Origin of the sequence: Bacillus sp. FSL K6-1005 (genome assembly GCF_038000225.1) — a bacterium.
Classification (GTDB): Bacteria; Bacillota; Bacilli; order Bacillales; family Bacillaceae; genus Bacillus; species Bacillus mojavensis.
Genome location: NZ_JBBOBP010000001.1, coordinates 554,712 through 579,512, shown reverse-complemented (window position 1 = coordinate 579,512; position 24,801 = coordinate 554,712). Strand labels below are relative to the sequence as shown.

Below are 24,801 nucleotides of genomic sequence, written 5' to 3'. Positions count from 1 at the left end.
CCTTTCACTCTTATCGCTCAAGGAATCATTCAACCTTGCATCAGGTTAGCACCTTGGTTGTCTCACGCAGTTTGAACATAATGAATAATAGAGAAACCGGTTGCTGGGCTTCATAGGGCCTGTCCCTCCGCCAGCTCGGGATAAGAGTATCCGCTCAATGAAATATCTTATCGTAAAAGGGTTTGCAATGTCAATATGAATCAGGAGAAATAGACGCCTTTATTGCGGAAAACAATGGAAGTGCACACACAAAAAACGATAAATAGTATAGACTATTTGAAAATATATGTTATACTAATTCACAATTAGCAAAACACAAATAAAATGATAAAGGAAGGTTTCTTATGAACTCAGTTGATTTAACCGCTGATTTGCAAGCCTTATTAACAAGTCCTAATGTGCAGCATAATTTATCTGCAGCTCAGCTTACAGAAAAAGTACTTTCCCGTAACGAAGGCATTTTGACATCCACGGGTGCTGTCCGAGCGACCACAGGCGCTTACACTGGACGTTCGCCGAAAGATAAATTCATTGTAGAAGAAGCAAGCACACAGAGTAAGATCGATTGGGGTCCGGTGAATCAGCCTATTTCCGAGGAAGCATTTGACCGGCTGTACACGAAAGTTGTCAGCTATCTGAAACAACGAGATGAGCTGTTTGTTTTCGAAGGATTTGCCGGTGCTGATGAAAAATACAGACTGCCGATCACGGTCGTTAATGAATTTGCATGGCACAATTTATTTGCCAGACAGCTGTTTATCCGTCCTGAAGACAATGATAAAAAAACAGTCGAACAGCCGTTTACCATTCTTTCCGCTCCGCATTTCAAAGCGGACCCAAAAACAGACGGCACACATTCAGAAACCTTTATTATTGTTTCTTTCGAAAAGCGGACGATTTTAATCGGCGGAACGGAGTATGCCGGAGAAATGAAAAAATCGATTTTCTCCATCATGAATTTCCTGCTGCCTGAACGAGATATTTTATCCATGCATTGCTCCGCCAATGTCGGTGAAAAAGGCGATGTCGCGCTTTTCTTCGGACTGTCGGGAACAGGAAAGACCACCCTTTCGGCGGATGCTGACCGGAAACTGGTCGGTGATGATGAACACGGCTGGTCGGACACTGGTGTCTTCAATATCGAAGGCGGGTGCTATGCCAAGTGCATTCATTTAAGCGAAGAAAAAGAACCTCAGATTTTTAAAGCAATTCGGTTTGGATCCGTTCTCGAAAATGTTGTTGTAGATGAAGATACGCGTGTAGCCAATTACGATGATTCCTTCTATACAGAAAACACACGTGCCGCTTACCCGATTCATATGATCGACAACATTGTGTCTCCAAGCATTGCGGGCCACCCGTCAGCGATTGTATTTTTGACGGCTGATGCATTCGGCGTTCTGCCGCCAATCAGCAAGCTGACGAAGGAGCAGGCTATGTACCACTTCTTAAGCGGTTATACGAGTAAACTAGCTGGAACCGAACGCGGCGTCACGTCTCCTGAGACGACATTCTCCACATGCTTCGGTTCACCGTTCCTTCCGCTCCCGGCCCATGTATATGCGGAAATGCTCGGCAAAAAGATCGACGAACACGGCGCAGACGTTTACCTTGTCAACACAGGCTGGACCGGCGGCGGCTATGGCACAGGGGAACGCATGAAGCTTTCATACACACGGGCGATGGTAAAAGCAGCGATTGAAGGCAAATTAGAAAATGTACAAATGACCACTGATGATATTTTCGGCCTGCACATCCCGGTTCATGTTCCAGGTGTTCCCGATCACATCCTTCAGCCGGAAAACACGTGGAATAACAAAGAGGAATACAGAGAAAAGGCTGCGTATCTGGCAAACGAATTCAAAGAAAACTTCAAAAAGTTCACAAATACAGATGCCATTGCGCAAGCAGGCGGGCCACTCGTTTAAAAAGCAAAAGCCAAGAGCAATTCAGCTCTTGGCTTGTTTTAATTGACTGTATGCAAGGAAGTCAGCTTGTACGTAATGATTGTCCGCCCGTCTGTCCATTCAAGCTTCTGCACTTCAGCTGTACCTGACTTTTCACCAAACTTTGTTTTGCTCACATCCATCGGAATCTCCATCGGATAAATGCGATACCCGTCTTTCTCTAATCTGAATATATTTTCATCTATGCGCACTTCTTTTCCTTTTGTCACAATTAATGTATTAAATTCCACAGGCATTCCCAAATTGAAATCCCCTTTCGTTCTCTTTTTTCTATATCATAACATATTTCACCGTCAGCGGTTTTTCATCCACTGCGTGAGCTGCCGCACAATACGCCGGTTTTCCTTCGGCGGAAAATAATGTGTGAATGTACTGTAATACCACGTCTCTACAGGCTTGTGCAGCTGTTTTAATTTCTCCTCAAATAAATACGAATGCTGAATGGAAACGTTTTGATCTTTTTCTCCGTGAATTAATAAAACGGGTGCTTCAATTTTGTTCACTTGGTCAAAGGGTGTTCGCCATTTGTATTCGTCAGGCACCTTTTTCGGCGTTCCCCCAATTACTCTTTTCATCATTCTGCGCAAATCCTGCCGCTCCTCATATGTAAGATTCATATCACTGACGCCTCCCCACGAAACGAATGAAGCCGCATGCCGTCCCATTTCAATCGCAGTAAGCATTCCCATTATGCCGCCTCGGGAGAAACCGAAGATATGAATTCTGCCCTTTTTTACTTGAGGATGCTGCTGAAGCAGGCGAAAAGCAGAAAAAGCATCCTCTCTGTCTTCTCCTGCAAAATCCTCGTTGCCTTCTCCTCCCTGGTTCCCCCTGTAATAGGGGGCAAATACAACAAATCCTTGGGACGCAAACTGGATAATTCGGCCCGGTCTGACCATTCCAACGCTCTTGATGCCGCCGCGCAGATATAAAAATCCGTCATATCGCCCAGGTGCCGCCGGCTCCGCCAGCAGCCCTTTCACTTTTAAGCCATTTGAAAGGTAGCAGATGGAATACAAGCGCACATGCTTGCTCGGCGACGGAAATCTTCTTTTCTCAACAATCAATGCTCCCGCCTCCTTTTTCTTTATTCTTTCCTGTCTTTAAAAATAAATCCTGTAACGCCGGATTAGGCATTCACACATTTTTATACCCATCATACGATATGTAAAGCAAAATAGGATATTAACTTGATGCTAAATAAGGAGGTTGTCATGTGAACAAATGGTTAAGGCTGGGCTGTTTCTGCGTTTGCAGTGTGTTTCTCATCATTGCCCTGAGTGCTTGCAAGCAGGAAGAAACACTCACGAAAGTAAAAGTAGCCGAAGTGACCCATTCCATTTTTTATGCACCTTTATATGTTGCAGAATCTAAAGGCTTTTTCAAGGATGAAGGCCTTGATGTTGACGTCAATACGACCTGGGGCGGCGACAAAACGATGACTTCGCTTCTTTCAAACGGCTCGGACATTGCGCTTGTCGGATCAGAAACATCCATTTATGTCAAAGCGCAAGGAGCTAAAGACCCTGTCATTAACTTCGCACAGCTGACACAGACAGACGGAACGTTCCTTGTCGCAAGGGAAGATGCCGAAAATTTCAACTGGGACCAGCTGAAAGGGAAGACGTTTCTCGGCCAGAGGAAAGGCGGTATGCCGCAAATGGTCGGCGAGTATGTGCTGAATCAACATCACATTGACCCGCATAAGGATATTGACCTTATCCAAAACATAGACTTCGCCAATATATCCAATGCCTTTGCTTCTGGAACCGGTGATTATGTCCAGCTTTTTGAGCCAACTGCTTCACTCTTTGAGAAAGAAGGCATCGGTCACATCGTTGCTTCGTTCGGAGAAGAATCAGGCCAGGTTCCTTATACGACATTTATGGCAAAACAAAGCTATTTAAAGAAAAACGAAGATACAGCCGTCAAATTTACGAGAGCTATTTATAAAGCCCAGCAGTGGATAGGTAAACACTCAGCAAAGGACATTACAGAAGCGATTAAAAATGAATTTGACGATACAGATCCAGATGTCATCGAAATGTCCATCGAACGCTACAAAAAACAACATTCTTATTCTCCAGACCCACTTCTCAACGAAAAAGAATGGGAACTGCTCCAAACAATTATGGATCAGTCAGGTGAACTGCCAAAGCATATTCCATACAGTGAACTTGTGAACAAACAAATCGCCGAAAAAGTCACCTCAGAAAAATAGGAGGCGCCATCTATGTCTTTTTTACATGTCGACCATGTAACCCATACTTATTTTTCTATGAAAGAAAAAACGACGGCCGTACAAGACATTCATTTCGATGCCGATAAAGGCGATTTCATCTCCTTTCTCGGTCCGAGCGGCTGCGGAAAAACAACACTGCTTTCCATAATTGCAGGCCTGATCGAACCTTCGGAAGGCAGAGTTCTGATTGAAGGCCGTGAGCCGAATCAAAAAGAACATAACATTGGCTACATGCTTCAGCAGGATTACTTATTTCCCTGGAAATCCATTGAGGAAAATGTGCTCCTCGGTTTGAAAATCGCCGACACACTTACTGAAGAAAACAAGGCCGCGGCACTCGGTCTTTTGCCGGAGCTGGGTCTCGTTGATGTTGAAAAGAAATACCCTAAGGAGCTGTCAGGCGGGATGAGGCAGCGGGCCGCTCTAGCAAGAACTCTTGCCCCAAACCCAAGTCTGCTTTTGCTTGATGAGCCATTTTCCGCGCTTGATTTTCAGACGAAGCTGTCTTTGGAAAACCTCGTTTTCCGCACATTAAAGGAGTATCAAAAAACAGCGGTGCTTGTCACTCATGATATAGGGGAAGCGATTGCGATGAGTGATACCATCTTTTTATTTTCTAATCAACCGGGCACCATTCATCAAATTTTTACAATCCCTAGAGAATTGGCTGCGATGATGCCTTTTGACGCCCGTCAGGAGCCATCCTTCCAAACGCTGTTTCAAACGATATGGAAGGAGCTGAATTCTCTTGAGAAACAGCAAAGAAACAATTGATCTGCTTCATGAGCAATTTCAATTCAAACAGAAAAAAGAGAAATGGAATGTGCATTCTTTTCAGCTTGCGATATTTATCCTCTTTTTCTCCGGATGGGAGATCGCAAGCAGACAGGGCTGGATTGATCCTCTGATCTTCAGCTCGCCGTCAGCCGTATGGCGATTACTGATTGAAAAGCTTGCTGACGGCTCATTGCTGTCGCATATCGGCGTTACTTTATTTGAAACGGTGCTTGGCTTTTTACTGGGGACTTTCCTGGGCACGTGTCTTGCCGCGTTGTTATGGTGGTCCAATCGGCTTGCCAGAATATTAGATCCATATCTGGTCATTTTAAATGCTATGCCGAAAGTGGCGCTCGGGCCTATCCTGATTGTCGCGCTCGGTCCCGGCTTTGTCAGCATTATCGCGATGGGAGCGGTCATTAGCGTCATTATTACAACCATCGTCGTTTATACCGCCTTTCAAGAGGTGGATGAGAACTATATTAAAGTAATGAGAACATTCGGCGCAAACAAGTGGGTTATTTTTAAAGAAGCGATTCTTCCCGCATCTTCGCCCGCTATTATTTCAACACTGAAGGTAAACGTCGGTTTATCGTGGGTCGGTGTCATCGTAGGCGAATTTCTTGTTTCAAAGGTCGGATTAGGATACATGATTATTTACGGATTCCAAGTCTTCAATTTTACACTCGTCTTCTTAAGCTTGTTGATTATTGCTATATTTGCCACTCTGATGTATCAGGGCGTAGAACTGTTAGAGAAGAAATGGACGAAGGGCAGAACATAAAAAGCCCGGCAGATAGCCGGGTTTTTAGTTGATCCATCCCGCTTCTTTCAGCTTTTTCAAACTGATGGGAAGCACAGAATCCTTCATAATAAAGCTGAATTTTTTATTACGGGGCAGGTTTTCCGGAAGTTCTTGAAACAGAACCGGTCCTTTCGTTTCAAAGTAATCGGTTTGCTTTTCAAGCCTCTCTATATCTGCAAAATATATATTTTTCACAATAACCTTTTCTTTTCCGAGAACTTTATACTGTCCGAGATACTTGAGGCTTTTCACTCTTGCCCCTGTTTCTTCCTTTACTTCTCGAAGCGCCGCCTCTTCCGCGCACTCCATCGGTTCCACTTTCCCGCCCGGAAACTCAAAGCCTCTGTCCTCATGTTCTGTCAAAAGCCATTTGTCACCAAAACGGCAGATGACCCAGACATGCTTCGGGCTGTCCGAAAAGGGCTGATTGTCAAAGGAGAGCTGAACAGTATTCTGATAATAATCTTTAAACTCGTACATTTTTATCCCTCAAATCCGTTCCTAGCTATCTTCCATACATCATACCACAGTTACGTTTCTTCGGTAGCTTTTTATCAAAAAATAAGGGAAACCCAGCGCGCCATCCGGATCTGAAACGTTAGACCAGCTCGTACAGCTTTCGGCCCCATCTCTTGTTAAAATGTGTAAATGATTGACACTCTGGGCTTTATTATGACCCGCGAACAGTTAAAAGTTACGGTTTGCGTCTGAATTTATTTTTTAGCGTTTCTAATAGATCCACAAGCATTTCCGGAACGGGTATACCGAGAGAGCTGGCTGTCACAACAATTTGCACAGATTCATAAAGAATATAAAACATAATGGCCAAGTCACGTATCGATCCCTGTGTATTTAGCAGCTGGTCAAAAAAGTGGCAGACAGAGATCAGAGCCAACGTAACTAATTTTTTGACAAAACGGGCAAAAACCTTCTTTAACACCAGTTTGTGAATAATTGTTTCCTTCAAGGTCGTACTGATAAATTCAATTGCCATAAGAGACAGCAATATGAGGAATGAGTACTGAAAACCTCCGAAGAAAAACCCCGCTGCTGAAACGCTGACTGCAATTAACGAAAAGATGCCAAAGTCTCTATCCATTTATCCCAACATCCTTTCACAGAAACGGCCTTACCATATTCTATGGAAAGCATGCCGAACGGATTGGATTTTTCAGAAAAATGGACTAGTTGTCGCCTATTTTTGCGAGCAAAACAAAAACCGGACATCTTCACAAGATATCCGGCCTTTCTTTTCTATTATCCAAGGTAAGCTTTCAGCATCCAGTTATGTTTTTCAATATTTTGATGAATTGCAAGAAGCATGTCCCCTGTTGTTTCGTCTCCGACCTCGTCGGCTAAGTCCATGCCGCTTTTCAGTTCTTCCGCGATAACTGTAAAATCATCATACACACTCTGAACCATTTGTTCTGCTGTTTCGTTTCCGTTCGCTTCTTTTACTGAAGCTGTTTCCAAAGATTCTTTCATTGTCGCGATCGGTTTTCCGTTCAAAGCCAAAAGACGCTCTGCCAAATCATCAATATAAGTTGCAGTCTCGTTATAAAGCTCCTCAAATTTTTCATGAAGTGTAAAGAAATCTTTTCCTTTTACATACCAGTGATAATTATGTAGTTTCACATACATGACTGTCCAGTTGGCTACTTGTTTGTTCACGGCTTGAATTAATTGTTCTGACATATTATCGTCCTCCTTGTTTATATTAAGTGTATACCCTTCATATCGTACGCTAAAACCTTTATTTTACCCGTCTGACACAATGTCTTCCACTATGTTACAATTATTGAAAACGGGAGGTGGAATCATGACGCTTCTCATCACGATAAGTATTCTGATTGTGCTAGCTGTTTTGCTCGTAAGCGTTTGGACGACTGTAAAAGCCTATAATGTAAAGCACACGATTGACCCTCCTCAAGAAGGAAATGCTCCCGGTTCAGATCCAAAAGGTCAATGATGGTGTGATTGATTTTCTTCAGGTTTCTTGATGGCAGCATCGGCGTCTCCGACTTCAACTTTTAAGGTCGGCATGCTGTGCTGTTTTTTTGCAGTTACATGAGATTGTACAGTGTATACGCCATCTTCCTTAAACTCCGTCTCAAATCGGTATACGCCCTCTTCCTGTTTGGCTTTAAACATCTTGCTGTCATTTTTTTCTCCGTCTTTCCATACCTCAAATTCCACTTCATCAGCATCTGTCACCGCTTCATCTCCGTAAGAAACCGCCGCTTCATAAGCAGCATTCTCTCCCGGCTTCACTTTTTCCGGTCCGGTGAGTTTTACATCTAATACCTTAGGCGTCTCAGCTGCTGTATGTGCTTTGTTCTCCTCTGATCCGCACCCATTCAATAAAAAAACAGCAGAAAAAAGTACTGCAGCGACCATCTTTTTCATTCCATCACCCTTTTCGTGTTTACCTCAATAGTAGCAAACGCTTACAGCAAATGGTATACAAAATCTGCACCGTCACAAAAAAGACCTTTTTGCCCGAAAGCAAAAAGGTCTTTTTTCTATTTAGCCAAATACTTTTAGCAATTCTTCTTTATCCTGTGACAGCCAGAAACGCATCAAACGTTTTGCGCCTTCCAGGTCATGAAGCTTCGCCTGACCGCACTGCTTTTCATTGGCAGCCGGGATTTCGGTAATTTCTACCGCTTCCTTCATTGTGTCTTCAAGCAGATCAACGATTTCCGCAGGAGTCGGCTCTCCGCTGACAACAAGATAGTATCCGGTTTGGCAGCCCATTGGTGAAATATCAATAATATCAAAATGATCATATTTCTCAGCATGAGTGCGAATCGTAAACGCAAGCAAATGCTCGAGGGTATGGATTGTATCAGGCTTCATTGCCTGTTTATTCGGCTGGCAAAAACGAATATCAAATTTATTTACAACGCCGTCTGTTCCTACTTTATGCACACCGCAATGTCTTACGTATGGGGCAACAACAGCATTATGATCAAGTTCAAAACTTTCTACTGAAGGCATAATGGCACTCTCCCTTTTTTAAAAATGTATATTTATTATAACATACCTTTCCGATAAGAATTATCGAATAACTTTTCAAACCGCGTTATTTTTTTTATACTTGGATCAGAAAGGTTGCTGAAGACCCATGAAAACCATATTTATTGCTTTGATCAGAGGGTACCAAAAATTCATCTCGCCGCTGACGCCGCCAACATGCCGCTTTTATCCGACTTGTTCACAATATGGAATCGAAGCCATTAAAACGCACGGCGCCCTTAAAGGCGGATGGCTGACTCTCATACGGATTTTAAAATGCCATCCATTTCATCCGGGCGGTGTCGACCCCGTCCCAGAAAAAAAGCGCAAAGATTAATCGTTATAGCCATTTACGACAACATCCAGTTTTCCTGTCTCAGGATTAATGACTAAACCATGGACAGGCACAGTTTCCGGGAACAGCGGATGATGTTTGATGACGTCCACACTGTCTTTTACGCTCGCTTCTACTGAATCGAAGCTTTTAAACCATTGATCAAAGTCGACTCCGGAGTACTTCAGTGTTTCGATGCGTTCTTCCGGTATTCCTCTTTCCTTTATTTTATTGAGCATGCTTTCGCTGCTGATTTTGCTCATGCCGCAATCATGGTGTCCGATTACACAGACTTCATCGGCGTTCAGTTCGTACACTGCTACCAGTAAACTTCTCATAATGCTTCCGAACGGGTGAGTGACAAGCGCACCGGCACTTTTTATAATTTTGATGTCACCATTTCGCATATTCATCGCATGCGGCAGCAATTCAACCAAACGAGTGTCCATGCAAGAAAGAATCGCCATTTTTTTATCTGGGAATTTTGATGTTTGATACTTTTCATAATCTTTATGTTCAATAAAAGTTTTATTAAATTCAAGAATATCATTGAGAAGACTCATAGCGGTATTCCTTTCCGGTCTTTTTTCTCCAATATATCACAGCCACTGCCTTTCGTCATCCTACCGGCATGATGTTGAGACCAGAAAAAAAGGCATGCCCTGCGGCTGCCTCATTTTCCCATGTTGTATCTTTTGTTGAACTGCTCGACTCTTCCGCCTTTTTCATTGAATTTCTGGCGGCCTGTATAAAACGGATGAGTATCTGAGCTTACCTCTACTTTAATAACCGGATATGTGTTTCCATCTTCCCACTCCGCTGTTTCTTCCGATGTTTTGGTAGACCTGCTCAAAAAGCGGTATCCGCTGTTTACATCCTGAAATATTACTTTGTGATTCTTTGGATGAATTCCTTCCTTCATGTCTATCTCTCCTTAATAAATCGTAATAATTACGTTTTATTTTATAACCTAACAAACATTTTGTTAATCTCCTTACATGTTTCCCGATCTTTCGCTTCATAAACCTCAAGCTTTTAAGAACAGGAAGAATAATCTAACCGAGGAAGCAAATAATAAACCCATATTACATACAGATCGTTTTGTGAAAGGTGGTTTATTATTGTGGATGATTTAGTTTTGGCTAGGAGTCTTTTTGGTACGACAATGGGCTTTCATATCATTTTCGCAACCTTGGGAGTCGGTCTGCCGCTCATGATTTTAATAGCTGAATTGATCTATCAAAAAACGAAGGATGACCATTATGCCATCATGGCGAAGAGATGGACGAAAGCACAGGCTGTTTTGCTGGGGGTCGCCATTCCGACCGGAACCATTGCCGGTACTCAGCTCGCGCTTTTATGGCCGGGTTTTATGGAAGTCGTCGGCCGGGTCATGTCCCTGCCATTCCAAATTGAAATCTACGCTTTTTTTATCGAAGCCCTTTTTATGTCGATTTATGTATATGCCGCAGACCGTTTATCGCCGGTCATGAGGATTATCGCTGTTGTTTTTGTGCTGATCGGAGCCGCGGCGTCCGCCATTCTGATCACGAATGTCCATGCCTTTGAAGGAACACCAGCCGGATTTAAAATGACAAACGGAAAGATAACTGATGTTGATCCGTGGGCCGCGTTTTTTAACCCAAGCTTTTTTGTAACCGCCGGCCATGTCGTTCTGTCTGCGTTCATGACAGGAGCCTTTATCGTTGCTTCTGTTGCCGCATACAAAATGATCCGGTCCAGAAAAAAAGAAAACGTCTATCGCTTTCACCGGAAAGCCCTGCTGCTCGCGCTGACGGTCGGCGGTATCTTTTCATTGATAACTGCCTTAAACGGGCACGAATCAGCACAAATGCTGCATGAATATCAGCCGGAAAAGCTCGCCGGAGCAGAGGGCCTTTTTGAAACAAGATCCCATGCCCCGCTTGCAATCGGAGGATTTACCGATCCGGAGGAGGAAAAAGTGAAATGGGCAATCGAGATTCCGTGGGCATTAAGCTTTTTGGCAGCCAACAGTTTTGACACTGTTGTAAAAGGATTAAATGCGTTTCCGAGAGACGAATGGCCGCCGCTTTTTATCCACACGTTATTTAATGCGATGGTCGGTGTCGGAATGCTGCTTATTCTTTATTCCATTATCGGTGTCGTCTGGAGAAAAGTATTAAAGAAAGATCGTTTTCCGACCTGGCTGCTGGTGATATTCATGACAGCCGGTCCTCTCAGCATGATTGGAATTGAATTCGGCTGGATTTTCGCTTGTACAGGGAGACAGCCGTGGGTGATCTATCATCTGCTGAAGACATCAGATGTTGTCACGACGACAGGCTCGATCGGAGTGCTTTTCCTGTTTTTCACCTTCGTTTACGCCGTGTTGGGCGCAGCTGTCGTTTATGTACTGCTTTACTATTTCAAAAAGCACCCTGTGGATGAGGATTTAAATACGGCGGAGTCTTAATAGCTTCGCAAGCAGGAAACTAAATGGAAGGAAGATCGACAAATGGACATTTCAACGGACGCTCTGATCGCCATCTCAATTATTTGGGGTTTTGTGTTTATTTATGCCGTCATGGCCACAATGGATTTTGGAGCAGGATTTTGGTCTATGATCTACTTAAACAAGGAGCATATGAAGGCGACTGATATCGCGAATCGCTTTCTGTCGCCGACTTGGGAGGTCACTAACGTCTTTATCGTGGCCATCGTCGTTGCGCTTTTCAGCTTTTTTCCAGGTGCAACGTTTGTGCTCGGAACTGTTTTATTAATTCCCGGCAGCATTATTTTATTGCTTTTAGCAATCCGAAGCGGTTTTCTCGTTTTTTCAAACACAGCGAAGGAAAGGAAATTGCTCAGATATATTTCCGGCATCTCGGGTTTTATTATTCCCGCTGTTCTGATTTTGGTTCTTCCGGTGACACATGGTGGATTTATCGAAAGCACAGACGGGGTATACAGCTTGAATATGTCTACCATTTTGACAAGCCCAAACGCCTATTCATTCATAGGGTTTGCGATTTTAAGCACTTTATTTTTATCCTCTCTGCTGCTGGCGGATGTTTCGAATGTGGCTGAGGAACAGGACGCCTACACGGCATACAGAAAAAGCGCCTTAATCACCGGTCCGATTTCGCTCCTATCTGCCATATGCATTATGCTAACGATGCGGAATGAAGCAAACTGGCTTTATACTGGAATGATGAATGATTTTTCCTGGATTATTGCTTCGTTTATTACATTCATCATCGCAGGCATAGCTCTTTTTCTGCCTAACAAAAGCTTCGGCAAAAAGATTGGGAAACCCAGACTGGCGCTTGTCGCGATTGCGATACAGTATTTTCTGGCAAGCTACGCGTACGGCCGCGCCCACCTCCCTTATATGATTTATCCTGACGTGACGATCATGTCCGGTTTCACCGAGCCCGCCACGTTCAGAGCGCTGTTTATGACATATATCGTTGCATTCATTATCCTCTTCCCGGGCTTCTATTTCTTCTGGAAGCTGTTTATGAAGGATAAACGGTATATCCGCCAGCAGGAGGAATAGGGCCCAAGCCCACCGGCTATACTAAGCTTGAACCTTTATAAGGAGGGGATGGCATGGACCAGAAAATCCTATGCGAGGTCAACAACTGTTCTTATTGGGACAAAGGCAACAGATGCACAGCCGATGCCATTTATGTTGTCAGCCATACTGGCGAGACTGCCGAAAACAGCCGGGAAACAGACTGCAAAACGTTTAAACCACAAGATTTGTAAAAATAAAAGAAAGAGCTGGCATCAGACAGCTCTTTCTTTTTGTGTTTTGAGCGTTCTCATCTTTTTCGTCATCACTCCGTTTGATGGCGAAAATAAAAAGGCACCAGCATAAAAAACCCCTGTCATTGACGCCATCGCTCCGGAAATGGAAACATTGAGCCATGTTGCGCAGATATAGCCCAATAGAGCTGACAGCCCTCCGATGACCGCGCTGATAATCAGCATATAAAGCAGCCGGTCCGTTAATAGATGGGCAGCAGCAGGCGGTACAATCAGCATCGCCACAACCAATATGGCGCCGACCGAATCAAAGGAGGCAACGGTCGTTAGCGACAGCATACCCATCTGGAGGTAATGAATCAGCATAACCGGTATCCCGATGGCCAAAGCCATTTGCGGATCAAACGAAGCAATTTTAAACTCCTTATAACACACACTGACCATCGTTATGTTGATAAGCAGCACAGCAACCAGCATCCAAAACGCTTTTGGCCCGATGTCCACTCCGAATATCGTGACCGTATTCCATGGCACAAAAGCGATTTCTCCCATTAGCGAATGTTCAATATCGAGATGGACATTCGCTCCATATACTGATAACAAAATGACACCAACTGCAAATAAGGAGGTAAAAACAACTCCTATGGCGGCATCTGATTGAACCCCTTTGCTGTGAAGAAGCTGTACCAAAAATGCTGTTAACAGTCCCGACACGGCTGCACCGATGAACATAGGAATCCCGTCCAGGCTTTTTGTCACAAGAAAAGCACCAACAATTCCAAGCAAAACAGTATGGCTGATGGCATCGGCCAGCATTGCCATTCTCCTTAATACAAGAAAAGTTCCGATCAACGCACAGCTGACACCGACTAGTATGCCCGTCGCTATAATCCACGCTTCAAAGCTCATTGGCAATCTTCCCCTTTTCGATTTCAGGGTATGGCTGACGGAGCTCAGGCATCCTGCCATGCAGCTTCAAAAGTGAAAGAAGTCTATCTCTTGTGGCCTCCGGCAACCGGTCCGGCACAAAATCATCCTGATCCGCATCTGCATTTTCCATATCCATTTCATGCATGAGGTACATTTCATACATCCGATATTTTAAAGCTGTAAGATAACCTTTTTCTATCCCAGCCTGTGTCACTTGCCAAATCCCGTTTCCAATCCGCACGACGCACCTCTCTTTTTCCAAATCTTCCAAAACTTTATGACATAATGAAGGTGAAAGCCGCCTCTTCTTTCGTACACTTTCCTCTTTTACATATATTTCACTATGTTCATACTGCTCAAAAATCGTCAGAAGCACCTGCTCCCGGTTTGTTTTTCTTCGCAGCCTTATTAACCTTATCCCTTTAGCAGCCAATCCCCGCTTAGGTGCGCAAATCATTGAAAAAAGAAAAATGATCGTCGCCGATAAAATCATCAAAGGCCCTGTCGCCATGCCCTCCATTGTTGTGCTCAGCAACGTTCCGGACATGCCGCTCATCCCGCCTGCCATCCCGGCAATTATGATCATGCCCGTTAAACGCTCGGTCCAATATCTTGCGGCAATCGCAGGAGTAATGAGCATAGCTGCCATTAAGATGACACCTACAGTTTGAAGCCCTATCACAACAGCGCAGACAATAAGACAGGCCAATAGTCCGTTTAAAAAACGCACCGGCAATCCCAATCCCTTTGCAAATGCGATATCAAAGGTAATGATTTTAAATTCCTTAAAAAAGACCGTACAAAGCAGCAATAAAACGGCGGATACTCCCGCAATAAGAATGATATCCTGTCTGACTAATGAAGCAGCCTGGCCGAACAGAAAGGAATCAAGTCCGCTTTGGCTTCCCGAGCCCAGCTGCTGAATATATGTCAGCAGTATAATGCCGACGCCAAAGAACACAGAGAGAACGATCCCGATTGCCGAGTCCTCTTTTGTTTTTGAAAGCCGCGGTATCAGCTGAATCATCCACGTTCCGAGAAGCCCTGCAAGCGCCGCACCGAGCAAAAAGAAAGGGAGCGATTTTTCTCCGGTGAACAGAAAAGCGAGACACACACCCGGCAGGGCAGAATGGGCCATCGCATCTCCGATTAAACTTTGTTTTCTAAGCAGCACAAAGCTCCCCAACACGCCGCTTGCTGCGCCGAGCAAAAGCGTCCCAGCCAACACCCACTGTGTATTCGGATGCTGGAGCTGCAGCCACAAACTTTCTATCAATGCGCTCACCCCTTATTACCTTCTGCCAGCACTTTATCTTTTAGAAATGTCAGCCTTCCTCCATACGTTTTTTGAAGGTTTTCAATCGAAAACACGTCCTCTGCCGGTCCAAAGGCGATTTTCCTTAAATGAAGCAGCAATATCCAATCGAAATAGTCTTCGGCGGTTTGCAGGTCGTGGTGGACGACAAGTACGGTTTTGCCTTTATCCTTAAGCTCCGCCAAAAGAGTCATAATTGCCCGCTCCGTCGCTGCATCCACGCCGGCAAACGGTTCATCCATAAAGTAAATGTCGGCGTCCTGACAAAGTGCCCGGGCAAGAAATACCCGCTGCTGCTGCCCCCCTGACAGCTGGCTGATCTGCCTTTTCGCATAATCGAGCATGCCGACTTTTTCTAAAGCCGATTCAGCCATTTCCACATCTGCCTTTTTCGGTCTTTTCAGCAGGCCGATTCGTCCGTACCTTCCCATCAGCACGACATCGAGAGCGCTGGTAGGAAAATCCCAATCAACCGAACCTCGCTGCGGCACATATCCGATTCTTGTCCGCTGTTGTTTATAAGTTTCGCCGTAAATGGAGATGTCTCCTGAGGCACGGGGCACAAGACCAAGAATCGTTTTGATCAAGGTGGACTTTCCAGCGCCGTTTGGGCCGATAATACCGATTAATTTCCCCTCCGGCACCTGTAGCGAGATCTCTTGCAGAACGGGCTTTTTATCATAAGCGACTGTTACATTTTCCAGCTCAACAGGAAACATTTTTTTCACCTCTATTCCTTATTTAAGCGCTTCCGTAATCGTGTTGATATTATGGCGGAACATGCCTTCGTATGTGCCTTCTTTTGTCCCCTTTTCACCCATTGCATCTGAATAGAGCTGACCGCCGATTGACACCGAATGGCCTTTTTCTTTAGCTCCTTCCACCACAGCATTAATTGATTTTTCAGACACGCTGCTCTCTACAAAAACAGCCTTAATTTGTTTTTCTGCCAAAAGCTCAACCAGGTCCTGTACATCCTTTAAGCCATAATCTGAATCTGTGCTGAGTCCCTGCAGGCCTTCTACTTTAAATCCATACTCTTTCCCAAAATACGCAAACGCATCGTGGGCGGTTACAAGGACACGGCTTTTCTCCGGAATATTCGCAATCTCCTGACGCGCCCATTTATCTAAATTTTGCAAATTATCTTTGTACTCTTTTGCGTTCTTCTTAAAGTCATCTGCATGCTCAGGCATCGCTTTGCTGAATTGCTTTTCGATTTCATCAATTGCGTAAATCCATAATGGGATGCTGAACCAGACGTGAGGGTCATACATCTTCCCTTTCCCCGCAGAAATAAGCTTGCTTTTCGGAATCGCTTCGGCGACCGCTGCAGCTTGTTTTTGTTCACCGATTTTACGGAGAATGTCTTCCATCTTCCCTTCGAGATGCAAGCCGCTGTAAAGCACAACGTCTGCTGATGTTAATTTTCTCGTATCACCTTGTGACGCTTTGTAAAGATGGGGGTCTACTCCCGGTCCCATTAAAGAAGTGACCTTAACATGCGTTCCGCCGATTTTTTCAGCAGCGTCCGCAATCTGAGATGTCGTTGCCGTCACTTGCAGTCCCTGATCAAAGCTTTTACCGGAAGACTCTGATCCACAGCCCGATAACGCAAGGCATGCAAGGATCAATGCCGCTATCAGCCCTCGTTTTTTCATTTGTTCCCTCCTCTTTGCCATCGATGTCCTGTTGTTTTATCATATGATGTGTTTTCTTAGACATGTGACATTTAATTAGACATAAGCATGTTTTGTTTATATAGGACAAAAAGTTTCCTTAGCGCAAAATTATCGCGTTTGTCCATTTCTGTCAAGACATTTTCACATAAAAAAACCGGCTGGTTCAGCAGCCGGTCCAAACGAGAAGGGATGTATTCAACGCTTTTACTATAACAGCACACTCACATTCTCTCAAATTGATAAAATGTCTTTTTCTCATCCATGCTGTGTGAAAACATCCATTTTGGTCACATATTTTCTCATTATTTCCTGATTTACTTCAACCCCTAAACCAGGCTGTTTCGACACAGAAATAAATCCGTTATCGATACGGATATCAGGGGTCACAATATCCTCATCCCAATACCTTGAAGATGACGAAATATCGCCCGGTATTGTAAATTGAGGCAAGGAAGCCAGCGCCACGTTTTGCGCTCTTGAAATGCCAGTCTCCAGCATTCCTCCGCACCAAACCGGCATATTGTGCTCTTTGCACAGATCATGGATTTTTAGAGCTTCCGTCAATCCGCCGACGCGAGAAGGCTTGATATTAATTACTTTACAGCTTCCCAGCTCAATCGCCCGTCTCGCGTCATCAGCTGAGCAAATGCTTTCATCAAGGCAAATCGCCGTTTTCATATGCTTCTGCAAGTGGCGGTGATCAACAATATCGTCAGCTTGGAGCGGCTGTTCAATCATCATTAAATGATATTCATCAAGCTCCTTTAAGCGGCTGATATCCTTGAGTTCATAAGAGGAATTCGCATCAGCCATCAGCGGGATGCCAGGGAAGCGGCAGCGGATGGCTTTTACCAGTTCCACATCTTGTCCTGGCTGAATTTTAATTTTAATTCTTTGATAGCCTTCTTTTTGATAAGCCTCAATTTCTTTCAGCATATCCTCAAGAGGCGCTAAGCTGACAACAACCCCGGCAGGGACTTTGTCTCTTGTCCCACCTAATGCCTCCGCAAGAGGAATTCCCTTCTTTTTTGCATAAATATCCCAAACAGCTGATTCAAGCCCCGCTTTTGCCATCCTATTACCTTTGTAGCGCGCCAAGCTGTCCGGCACTTCAGATGGGTGGCTAAATTCACGTCCGACGACATTAGGAATAAAAAAATCCTTCAGCATATGCAGACAAGTACCAATCGTTTCCTCGGTGTACCACGGTGAGGAGAACGCAGATACTTCCCCCCATCCTGTAACTCCGGATATATCGATGGCTTCCACGATCAAAAATTTGCGCTCCTGAAGTGTCTCAATACTGTTTTTAAACGGTTTTTTTAGATTCATGCTCAAATGATAAAGCGTAATTTTTTCTATTTCGATCATAACAGTTCTCCTTTACGCGCATCCTTCAGCTGATTTCGCAATAGCTTATTCGACGCATTGCGCGGCAGGCGGCCTAATACAAAGAATTTTGCCGGAACTTTATATTTCGCCAATCGTTCTTTGCAAAATGCGGTCAGTTCTTCAGCTCTGACAGGCTGCTGGAGCACAAGATAAGCATGAGGCACTTTTCCCCATTTTATGTCCTCCGCGCCTGCAACGCCGGCTTCTGCAACAGCCGGATGAGAAAGCAGCACAGACTCCACTTCAGCGGGATAAATATTTTCTCCGCCTGAAATGATAAGATCTGATCGCCTGTCCAATACATATAAAAATCCTTCACCGTCCAAATAACCGAGATCGCCTGTTTTCAGCCAGCCATTTTGAAAGGATGCTTTATTTGCGCTTTCCCGGTTGAAATAGCTCTTCATGACATTCGGGCCTTTCACCATAATTTCACCGTGTTCAAACGGCTCACACGCTTTTCCGTCCCGCTCAATTTTGATTTCGCATGAAAACAGCGGTTTTCCTGCTGATCCGAGCTTTTCCATACTGAATTCCGGCGAGAGAGTAACGATTTGTGAGCATGTCTCCGTCATTCCATATGATTGAAAAACGGGGAAGTCTTTCTCTCGGCATTCTTCTAGCAAAGGAAGCGGCGCAGGACCTCCGCCGAGCAGGATGCATCTGATGGATGACGGGCAGCGGTTTGTTTCTGCCAAAAGACTTGCCAGCATTGTCTGCACCGCAGAAATAATCGTAACTTGATGCCTGTCGATAGAATCCAATACATCACTTACTGAAAAACGCTGGTGAAGCACGACCGTCATTCCGTAAATCACAGATTTAAATAACGCTGACAGTCCGCTGATATGAAAGAGCGGCAGCGCGATAAGCCAGCGGTCTTTTTCTGTTATACCCAAATTAAGAGCAGAAGACACCGCACTGAAATAATGATTTCCAAACGTTTGCTGAACTCCCTTGGGCTTGCCGGTTGTCCCGGAGGTATACATGAGCGTCGCCGTTGCGTCCATTTGCATATATGGCTCAATTTCAATATCCTGTGCCTCTTCTTTTACCAGTTCATCGACATTAATGGTTTCAGCCATTTGCTCATAATCCTGCATGTCAAAACTTTCGTCCGTCAGTAAAAAGCGGGCGCCGGAATCCTCCAGCTGGAACAGCCTTTCATGTTTAGACAGCTTTGTATTCAGCAAGACCGCTTTTACGCCGAGCAAAAAGCAAGCGTGAACAGCATATACCATCTCCGCCCGGTTTCCGAGCAGAAGAGCTGCGGTGTCCCCTTTTCGAAAAGAATGAGCTGAAAGCTGTGACGCCATTCGTTTGGATGCGGCAAATAATTCAGCAAATGTCACGGTTTGATCTCCATAAATGAGAGCGATTCTATCAGGTGTTAGCTGTGCCCGTTGCAGGAGCCAGTTGGGCTGTTCTGTCAGCATGTCATCATCTCCGAGGTGAAATTACTTGATTTAAAAGAGAAAACAGCTTGGACCGCAATGGCTCAAGCTGTTAGTTTCATACGTATCTGCTGATCACGGAAAACGCGGGAATTGGCCGAAATCCGGTTTGCGTTTCTCCTTAAAGGAATCACGGCCTTCTTTCGCTTCATCAGTAGTGTAGTAAAGAAGGGTTGCATCCCCTGCAAACTGCTGAATTCCAGCAAGTCCGTCTGTGTCCGCGTTAAACGCAGCTTTAAGAAAACGAAGTGCGGTCGGGCTTTTCTCAAGCATTTCTTCACACCATTTAATCGTTTCTTCTTCAAGCTGTTCCAAAGGAACAACTGTGTTGACAAGTCCCATATCCAGCGCTTCCTGCGCGTTGTACTGACGGCAAAGGTACCAGATTTCACGGGCTTTTTTATGTCCTACGATGCGAGCCAGGTAGCCTGAACCGTAACCTGCGTCAAAGCTTCCCACTTTAGGGCCGGTTTGTCCGAAAATCGCATTGTCGGCAGCGATTGTCAAGTCACATACGATGTGAAGCACGTGTCCTCCGCCAATCGCATATCCGGATACCATCGCAACAACAGGTTTCGGAATGACACGAATTAAACGCTGAAGATCCAGTACGTTTAAACGCGGAATTTGGTCGTCGCCTACATAACCGCCGTGTCCGCGCACTTTTTGGTCTCCGCCAGAACAAAACGCTTTGTCTCCGGCACCGGCAAGCACGATAACGCCGATGTTTTGATCATCTCTCGCGCGAGCAAATGCATCAATCATTTCAGCAACCGTTTTAGGTGTAAAGGCGTTATGTACCTCAGGGCGGTTGATTGTTATTTTTGCAATACCATTATACGTTTCATACAATATTTCATCATATGTACGTTCAGTTTTCCATTCTACAGCCATGATATGACCTCCTCTATTTTTCCATGTACCGAGTTATACATTTGTTAAAAACTCACTCACTATTTTACCAAAAAAATGCGGCTGTTCCACATGCACTGTATGGCCTGCTTCAGGAACAATCTCTATTCTACTAGATGGAAGCTTCTTATGCACCTCTTGATTAATGGCGCAAAACTTTTTGTCCCATTCTCCGCAGATGAGAAGCACAGGCGCCGCAACATCTTTTAACCGGCCCCACCAGGAAGGCTGTGAACCGGTGCCCATACCGATTAAACTGTTGGCCAGCCCAATGTTATTGTTTCTCAGACGGCCCAATCGTATCCTTTGCCGAACCTCATCAGCAAGCCGCTGCTGCGTCGAAAACAAAGGGATGCCTTCCCAATAGTCCACAAAGGCTTTGATCCCGTCACGCAAAATAAAATCCGCAAGCTTCCGATCCCGCAAGATTCGTTCTTTCCGTTCCCCGAGGGTTTTAAGGCCGGGCGTCGTGCTTTCGAGCACAAGCGCTGATATCCGTTCGGGGTATGTCACGGCAAAGGAATAAGCAAGCCTTCCCCCCATAGAATAACCAATAAGTTTCACTTTGTGAAGTTTTAAATGATCAAATATCTCGGCAAGGTCTGAAACTTGCCGGCTCGTGCTATATCTTTTTCCATTCAGCGGGGCATCACTTTCTCCGTGCCCTAAGCAATCAATTTTGATGACACGAGAATTAGGCAGCAACTGGTCGAGAAAGGCCCAGGATTCTTTGCTGCCGGTAAACCCGTGCAGACAGACGACGGCATCAGAAGCACTGGGCCGATCGTCTGTCACAGCATATCGGACGCCGTCTGCAACAGTTATGTTTACAGTTCCCATTGTTTTTTCACTTCCCGCACAGCCTCATTCAGCATATTACGATGAAGCTGAACTCTTGATTGGCGATCCGTTTTGATTTCTATAATGTGAAGGCCGGGCTTGTCAGCCTGCGGTGCGTATGATGCTCTAAATTCATCCCACGAAGCCGGGCATGAATACGTGCCTCCGTAAAGCTCAGCAGCATGCTTGAAATCGAGCCCGGTCGGCGTGCCGAACAAATCTTCAAAGTGTGTCTTTTCAGATGCTTGCGGTAAAAATGAAAAAATCCCTCCGCCGTCATTGTTCACGAGGATCACAGTAAGCGGAATGTCCAATTTTTTAGCCGCCAGCAGCCCGTTTAAATCATGATAAAAAGACAAATCCCCGATCACGAGTGTCACAGGCGCTTTTGTTCCTTCACAAACACCCATGGCAGAAGAGACGACACCATCAATCCCATTTGCGCCACGGTTTGAATAGATACGGAAATTGCGGTCCTGATTTTCGAAAAACGTATCAACATCCCTGATTGGCATGCTGTTTCCGACAAAGAGCGAGCTATTTTCGGGCACAAGATGCTGGAGGATTCGGTAGAGGTTGCCCTCAAATGAAACCTCTTCATTGCTGACCGTTTGCAAATGCTCACGGAAACGCTGGTTCACAATCTGCCATTTTTCCAGCCATTCCAAAGTTCGGTCCACTCCAGTCTGTTCAGCCATGATCGCCTCGGCAAAACTAGACGGGCTGCAGTGAATCATATGTGCGCTTGCCTGTGTCGGGTCTCTCCAGCCGCCATCCTCATCAATCACAATCTGCTGAATGGCTGGGTCATCCTTCAGCCACAAGAAAACCGGCTTTGAAACAGGCATCGGTCCGAAACGGATCACGACATCAGGCCGCAGTGCTGACTTCAGCTCATCATCTTTTAAAAATGAGTCATACGCATCAATAACGGTGCTTTTATCATGGACGCCGTTCCGCAGGTTAGACAGCGGGTCAGCTAAAATTGGATAATGCAGCGCTTTTGACAGCTTCACAATGTTTTGTTTATCAGCATCACTGTGAAGTTCTCCGCAGACGATCATGCCTTTTTCGGCCTCTTTCAGCATTGCAGCCACGTCAGACAGAGAGTTCCGGTCCACCGATTGCGTACCCGTTTTCACTGACACGTGACGCCCAGTTCTCATTCTTTCAAACGGCTGATCAGAAAGATCAGGCATCAGCGGCTCACGAAGCGGTACATTCACGTGCACAGGACCCATTGGACGCTTTTGTGCTTCCCCGGCGGCACGTCCTGCCAGCGTTCGGATATATCTCAGCATATGCGGCGACTCTTCGGGAAGAGCAGAGTCTGTGAAAAACTTAACAAAGTTACCGAATAAGAAGTGCTGATTAATGGCCTGCGGTGCGCCTACTTCACGCAGCTCGTGCGGCCGATCAGCAGTTAACACTATAATCGGTACTCTTGAATAATGGGCTTCAATCACAGCCGGATAAAAGTTGGCCGCGGCCGTTCCTGATGTGCAAATCAGAAGCACGGGACGCTGCTGTGCTTTTGCCAGCCCCAATGCAAAGAACCCGGCAGATCTTTCATCAATTTGGATATGGACGTTGATATCCGGATGCGCGGCTGCAAGAATTGCCAGCGGTGTGGATCTTGAGCCTGGACAAACGACAGCGTCCGTAATTCCGGAAAGGGCGAATTCATCAATAAAACTTCCGATGTAATGAGTAATCGGGTTCACTGTCAACGTCTCTCACCTCCCAGTGCAGAGATCATCGGCTTTAATTTCATCTGTGTTTCTTCGTATTCCGATTGCGGTTCAGAGTCTTCCACAATGCCGCACCCGGCAAACAGGCGTGCTGTGCTGCCTTCAATCAGCCCTGAACGGATGGCAACAGCAAATTCTCCGTTATCCTGACTGTCAATCCAGCCGACAGGAGCCGCATACCAGCCGCGGGACATCGGTTCGATCTCTCTAATCACTTCTACCGCTTTTTTCTGAGGTGCTCCCCCAAGCGCCGGAGTAGGATGCAATTTCTCTATTAAGTCAAATAGCGAAGCTGAATCACGAAGCTGCCCGACAATCGGCGTAAATAAGTGCTGGACGCTTTTCGTTTTGTACAATACAGGTTTGTCAGGCTTTTCAACGTCCGAACAGCTTGATACAAAAGCGTTATGAATCATGCCTACAACAATATCATGCTCCAGCAGATTTTTCTCATCGTTTAATAATTCAAGGCCGATGCGGCGGTCTTCTTCTTCATCGGAGCCGCGCTTTATAGAACCTGCCAGACAAGTAGACATGACAGTGTTCCCGTCTCTTTTAATCAGTCTTTCCGGAGAAGCGCCGACAAAGGTTTTGCCTTCTTGTTCGATTGCAAAAACATAGCTTGTCTGCTGATCGGTCAATAGCGTTTCAAGCACCGGTTCAATTTTGACCGGACCATCAAACGTGAGCAGCAGCTCTCTGGCAAGAACCACTTTATCATATTGTTTCTCTTTAATTTGGCTTGTTGCCGTTTCGATTGCTTTCAGCCAATCAGACTTATCCAGCTCCTGAGATGCTGTCATCACAGCCTGATCTTCTTGATTGAAATCAGGGATCATAAATTCCGCTGCAAAAGATTTTAAGCCTTCCAAAACAGCTTCTGCATCATCTTCTCCGCTTACCCATCTGTTAACTGTCAGGAATGGGCCTTCAGCAGTTATCGTCAGCATAAGCGAAGGCACAAAGAAATCCCCTTCCGAGAAATGGTCCCATTCAGTACCTCTTTCTTCGTAAGGGTCGAAGGAAAAGCCTCCGAATAAAACAGGTCCCACTGCAGAGTGCTGCAGCTTTTCTTCTTCATAAATATGAAAAGCCGTCTTTTTAAAGCGCTCCCATTGTTCAAAAACCTCACGATACCGCTCGTCGTTTTTTTGATTCGTATGGAAAACAGCTTCTTTGCCAAGACCGACTATTGTCAATTCACTTTCAGGTTCTGACCAAAAAAATCGATTGCCTGTATATTTTTTTGCTCCGTAATTGAAAAATGATAGAGGGTCAAGAGACTCAATTTGTCTCGAATAGCTTATTAAGACAGCATGGTTGACTTCTTTGGCTTTATATAATGCATGTAGAACTTCCTTTCGGAACGTACGCTGCACCGTTGTCACCATGAGACATTCCTCCATAATTCTTAAAATGCTTTTAATACCATACACCTGTGTCTACATTGTGTCAAATACACAGATCATGCAGTCCAAATGGCCCGCCTTACCTATTATAAACCTAATTCCAGAAATGAAAAAGAAACAAACCTTAAATTTCTTTCTCCACTGATAGCAAAGGTTGTATCCGCTTACCATATAAGGAAAATCTCCTATATTCCTCCACAAGGGATTTATGAAAGTTCTC

General features: G+C 45.1%; 28 protein-coding genes and 1 riboswitch. Of the genes, 9 read left to right on the top strand and 19 right to left on the bottom strand.

The window, feature by feature from the left end; genetic code table 11:
• Nucleotides 1-7: 7 nt before the first annotated feature.
• A riboswitch (SAM riboswitch) is annotated at nucleotides 8-147 on the bottom strand.
• A gap of 197 nt (nucleotides 148-344) precedes the next feature.
• Complete coding sequence (gene pckA, locus NST16_RS02930) at nucleotides 345-1,928, top strand: phosphoenolpyruvate carboxykinase (ATP) (RefSeq protein WP_340883819.1); 1,584 nt, start codon at nucleotides 345-347, stop codon at nucleotides 1,926-1,928.
• A 38-nt stretch (nucleotides 1,929-1,966) separates the two neighbouring features.
• Here pckA and NST16_RS02925 read toward each other — a convergent pair whose 3' ends face one another.
• Together NST16_RS02925 and NST16_RS02920 are read right to left on the bottom strand one after the other, a co-directional pair.
• Entirely contained in the window at nucleotides 1,967-2,209 is a 243-nt protein-coding gene (locus NST16_RS02925; RefSeq protein ID WP_024122585.1) for a DUF2584 domain-containing protein, read from the bottom strand.
• A 51-nt stretch (nucleotides 2,210-2,260) separates the two neighbouring features.
• A complete protein-coding gene (locus NST16_RS02920; RefSeq protein ID WP_340883817.1) occupies nucleotides 2,261-3,034 on the bottom strand; it encodes an alpha/beta hydrolase family protein in 774 nt (257 codons plus the stop codon).
• Between the two features lie 149 nt (nucleotides 3,035-3,183).
• On the opposite strand from NST16_RS02920, the gene NST16_RS02915 reads away from it, so the two are divergent.
• The 3 genes from NST16_RS02915 to NST16_RS02905 are packed head-to-tail and all read left to right on the top strand — an operon-like array spanning nucleotide 3,184 to nucleotide 5,770.
• Nucleotides 3,184-4,188, top strand: a complete 1,005-nt coding sequence (locus tag NST16_RS02915; RefSeq protein WP_010331582.1) for an ABC transporter substrate-binding protein — start codon at nucleotides 3,184-3,186, stop codon at nucleotides 4,186-4,188.
• 12 nt (nucleotides 4,189-4,200) lie between these two features.
• Nucleotides 4,201-4,983: an ABC transporter ATP-binding protein gene (locus NST16_RS02910; protein ID WP_010331583.1), complete on the top strand. Its 783-nt coding sequence runs from the start codon at nucleotides 4,201-4,203 to the stop codon at nucleotides 4,981-4,983.
• On the top strand, nucleotides 4,958-5,770 hold the full coding sequence (locus NST16_RS02905; RefSeq protein ID WP_010331584.1) for an ABC transporter permease: 813 nt from the start codon (nucleotides 4,958-4,960) through the stop codon (nucleotides 5,768-5,770). Before NST16_RS02910 ends, NST16_RS02905 begins: the two co-directional genes overlap by 26 nt.
• A gap of 24 nt (nucleotides 5,771-5,794) precedes the next feature.
• On the opposite strand, the gene ytkD is transcribed toward NST16_RS02905, so the two are convergent.
• The 3 genes from ytkD to NST16_RS02890 form a co-directional block, all read right to left on the bottom strand.
• A complete protein-coding gene (gene ytkD / locus NST16_RS02900; protein ID WP_340883811.1) occupies nucleotides 5,795-6,271 on the bottom strand; it encodes an RNA deprotection pyrophosphohydrolase in 477 nt (158 codons plus the stop codon).
• Nucleotides 6,272-6,485: 214 nt separating this feature from the next.
• On the bottom strand, nucleotides 6,486-6,890 hold the full coding sequence (locus tag NST16_RS02895) for a phage holin family protein (protein WP_010331586.1): 405 nt from the start codon (nucleotides 6,888-6,890) through the stop codon (nucleotides 6,486-6,488).
• 158 nt (nucleotides 6,891-7,048) lie between these two features.
• Nucleotides 7,049-7,486 carry a Dps family protein gene (locus tag NST16_RS02890; protein WP_010331587.1) on the bottom strand — a complete coding sequence of 146 codons (438 nt, stop codon included), beginning with the start codon at nucleotides 7,484-7,486 and terminating at the stop codon, nucleotides 7,049-7,051.
• Nucleotides 7,487-7,610: 124 nt separating this feature from the next.
• Here NST16_RS02890 and ytzI point away from each other — a divergent pair, with 124 nt between their 5' ends.
• Nucleotides 7,611-7,760: a YtzI protein gene (gene ytzI / locus NST16_RS02885; RefSeq protein WP_044153683.1), complete on the top strand. Its 150-nt coding sequence runs from the start codon at nucleotides 7,611-7,613 to the stop codon at nucleotides 7,758-7,760.
• Here ytzI and NST16_RS02880 read toward each other — a convergent pair.
• Both NST16_RS02880 and NST16_RS02875 read right to left on the bottom strand, forming a co-directional pair.
• Complete coding sequence (locus NST16_RS02880; protein WP_340883806.1) at nucleotides 7,754-8,197, bottom strand: FixH family protein; 444 nt, start codon at nucleotides 8,195-8,197, stop codon at nucleotides 7,754-7,756. The genes ytzI and NST16_RS02880 overlap by 7 nt on opposite strands.
• A 120-nt stretch (nucleotides 8,198-8,317) precedes the next feature.
• Nucleotides 8,318-8,791 carry an S-ribosylhomocysteine lyase gene (locus tag NST16_RS02875; RefSeq protein ID WP_010331590.1) on the bottom strand — a complete coding sequence of 158 codons (474 nt, stop codon included), beginning with the start codon at nucleotides 8,789-8,791 and terminating at the stop codon, nucleotides 8,318-8,320.
• A 127-nt stretch (nucleotides 8,792-8,918) separates the two neighbouring features.
• Between NST16_RS02875 and yidD the strand changes: the two genes are divergently transcribed.
• On the top strand, nucleotides 8,919-9,146 hold the full coding sequence (gene yidD, locus NST16_RS02870; protein WP_010331591.1) for a membrane protein insertion efficiency factor YidD: 228 nt from the start codon (nucleotides 8,919-8,921) through the stop codon (nucleotides 9,144-9,146).
• Here the strand turns inward: yidD and NST16_RS02865 are convergent.
• Nucleotides 9,143-9,706 carry a beta-class carbonic anhydrase gene (locus tag NST16_RS02865; RefSeq protein WP_010331592.1) on the bottom strand — a complete coding sequence of 188 codons (564 nt, stop codon included), beginning with the start codon at nucleotides 9,704-9,706 and terminating at the stop codon, nucleotides 9,143-9,145. The genes yidD and NST16_RS02865 overlap by 4 nt on opposite strands.
• Nucleotides 9,707-9,816: 110 nt before the next feature.
• Nucleotides 9,817-10,065, bottom strand: a complete 249-nt coding sequence (locus tag NST16_RS02860; protein WP_010331593.1) for a type B 50S ribosomal protein L31 — start codon at nucleotides 10,063-10,065, stop codon at nucleotides 9,817-9,819.
• A gap of 201 nt (nucleotides 10,066-10,266) precedes the next feature.
• On the opposite strand from NST16_RS02860, the gene NST16_RS02855 reads away from it, so the two are divergent.
• Genes NST16_RS02855 through NST16_RS02845 form a run of 3 tightly spaced genes read left to right on the top strand, consistent with a single transcriptional unit; the run spans nucleotide 10,267 to nucleotide 12,896 of the window.
• A complete protein-coding gene (locus NST16_RS02855) occupies nucleotides 10,267-11,598 on the top strand; it encodes a cytochrome ubiquinol oxidase subunit I (RefSeq protein WP_010331594.1) in 1,332 nt (443 codons plus the stop codon).
• A 42-nt stretch (nucleotides 11,599-11,640) separates the two neighbouring features.
• Nucleotides 11,641-12,684: a cytochrome d ubiquinol oxidase subunit II gene (locus NST16_RS02850; protein WP_340883803.1), complete on the top strand. Its 1,044-nt coding sequence runs from the start codon at nucleotides 11,641-11,643 to the stop codon at nucleotides 12,682-12,684.
• A 53-nt stretch (nucleotides 12,685-12,737) separates the two neighbouring features.
• A complete protein-coding gene (locus NST16_RS02845) occupies nucleotides 12,738-12,896 on the top strand; it encodes a DUF1540 domain-containing protein (RefSeq protein WP_010331596.1) in 159 nt (52 codons plus the stop codon).
• A gap of 21 nt (nucleotides 12,897-12,917) precedes the next feature.
• Here the strand turns inward: NST16_RS02845 and NST16_RS02840 are convergent, their stop codons facing one another.
• The 10 genes from NST16_RS02840 to NST16_RS02795 form a co-directional block, all read right to left on the bottom strand.
• Complete coding sequence (locus NST16_RS02840; RefSeq protein ID WP_340883802.1) at nucleotides 12,918-13,805, bottom strand: metal ABC transporter permease; 888 nt, start codon at nucleotides 13,803-13,805, stop codon at nucleotides 12,918-12,920.
• Nucleotides 13,795-15,102 (bottom strand): metal ABC transporter permease, encoded by a 1,308-nt coding sequence (locus tag NST16_RS02835; RefSeq protein WP_340883801.1) that lies wholly within the window; start codon nucleotides 15,100-15,102, stop codon nucleotides 13,795-13,797. The genes NST16_RS02840 and NST16_RS02835 overlap by 11 nt, the downstream gene beginning before the upstream one ends.
• Before the next feature lie 5 nt (nucleotides 15,103-15,107).
• Complete coding sequence (locus tag NST16_RS02830; protein WP_010331599.1) at nucleotides 15,108-15,860, bottom strand: metal ABC transporter ATP-binding protein; 753 nt, start codon at nucleotides 15,858-15,860, stop codon at nucleotides 15,108-15,110.
• 18 nt (nucleotides 15,861-15,878) lie between these two features.
• The gene (locus NST16_RS02825) at nucleotides 15,879-16,802 is read right to left on the bottom strand and encodes a metal ABC transporter solute-binding protein, Zn/Mn family (RefSeq protein ID WP_229146398.1); all 924 of its coding nucleotides are present in this window, start codon (nucleotides 16,800-16,802) and stop codon (nucleotides 15,879-15,881) included.
• Nucleotides 16,803-17,078: 276 nt separating this feature from the next.
• Entirely contained in the window at nucleotides 17,079-18,194 is a 1,116-nt protein-coding gene (gene menC, locus NST16_RS02820; protein ID WP_326218200.1) for an o-succinylbenzoate synthase, read from the bottom strand.
• Nucleotides 18,191-19,651, bottom strand: a complete 1,461-nt coding sequence (locus NST16_RS02815; protein ID WP_340883798.1) for an o-succinylbenzoate--CoA ligase — start codon at nucleotides 19,649-19,651, stop codon at nucleotides 18,191-18,193. Before NST16_RS02815 ends, menC begins: the two co-directional genes overlap by 4 nt.
• 93 nt (nucleotides 19,652-19,744) lie before the next feature.
• Nucleotides 19,745-20,563, bottom strand: coding sequence for a 1,4-dihydroxy-2-naphthoyl-CoA synthase (menB, locus tag NST16_RS02810; RefSeq protein ID WP_010331603.1), 819 nt, complete (start codon nucleotides 20,561-20,563; stop codon nucleotides 19,745-19,747).
• A 33-nt stretch (nucleotides 20,564-20,596) separates the two neighbouring features.
• Nucleotides 20,597-21,421: a 2-succinyl-6-hydroxy-2,4-cyclohexadiene-1-carboxylate synthase gene (gene menH / locus NST16_RS02805; protein WP_229146396.1), complete on the bottom strand. Its 825-nt coding sequence runs from the start codon at nucleotides 21,419-21,421 to the stop codon at nucleotides 20,597-20,599.
• A complete protein-coding gene (menD, locus tag NST16_RS02800; RefSeq protein WP_229146395.1) occupies nucleotides 21,409-23,151 on the bottom strand; it encodes a 2-succinyl-5-enolpyruvyl-6-hydroxy-3-cyclohexene-1-carboxylic-acid synthase in 1,743 nt (580 codons plus the stop codon). Before menD ends, menH begins: the two co-directional genes overlap by 13 nt.
• Nucleotides 23,148-24,563, bottom strand: a complete 1,416-nt coding sequence (locus NST16_RS02795) for an isochorismate synthase (protein ID WP_340883792.1) — start codon at nucleotides 24,561-24,563, stop codon at nucleotides 23,148-23,150. Before NST16_RS02795 ends, menD begins: the two co-directional genes overlap by 4 nt.
• Nucleotides 24,564-24,801 lie beyond the last annotated feature (238 nt).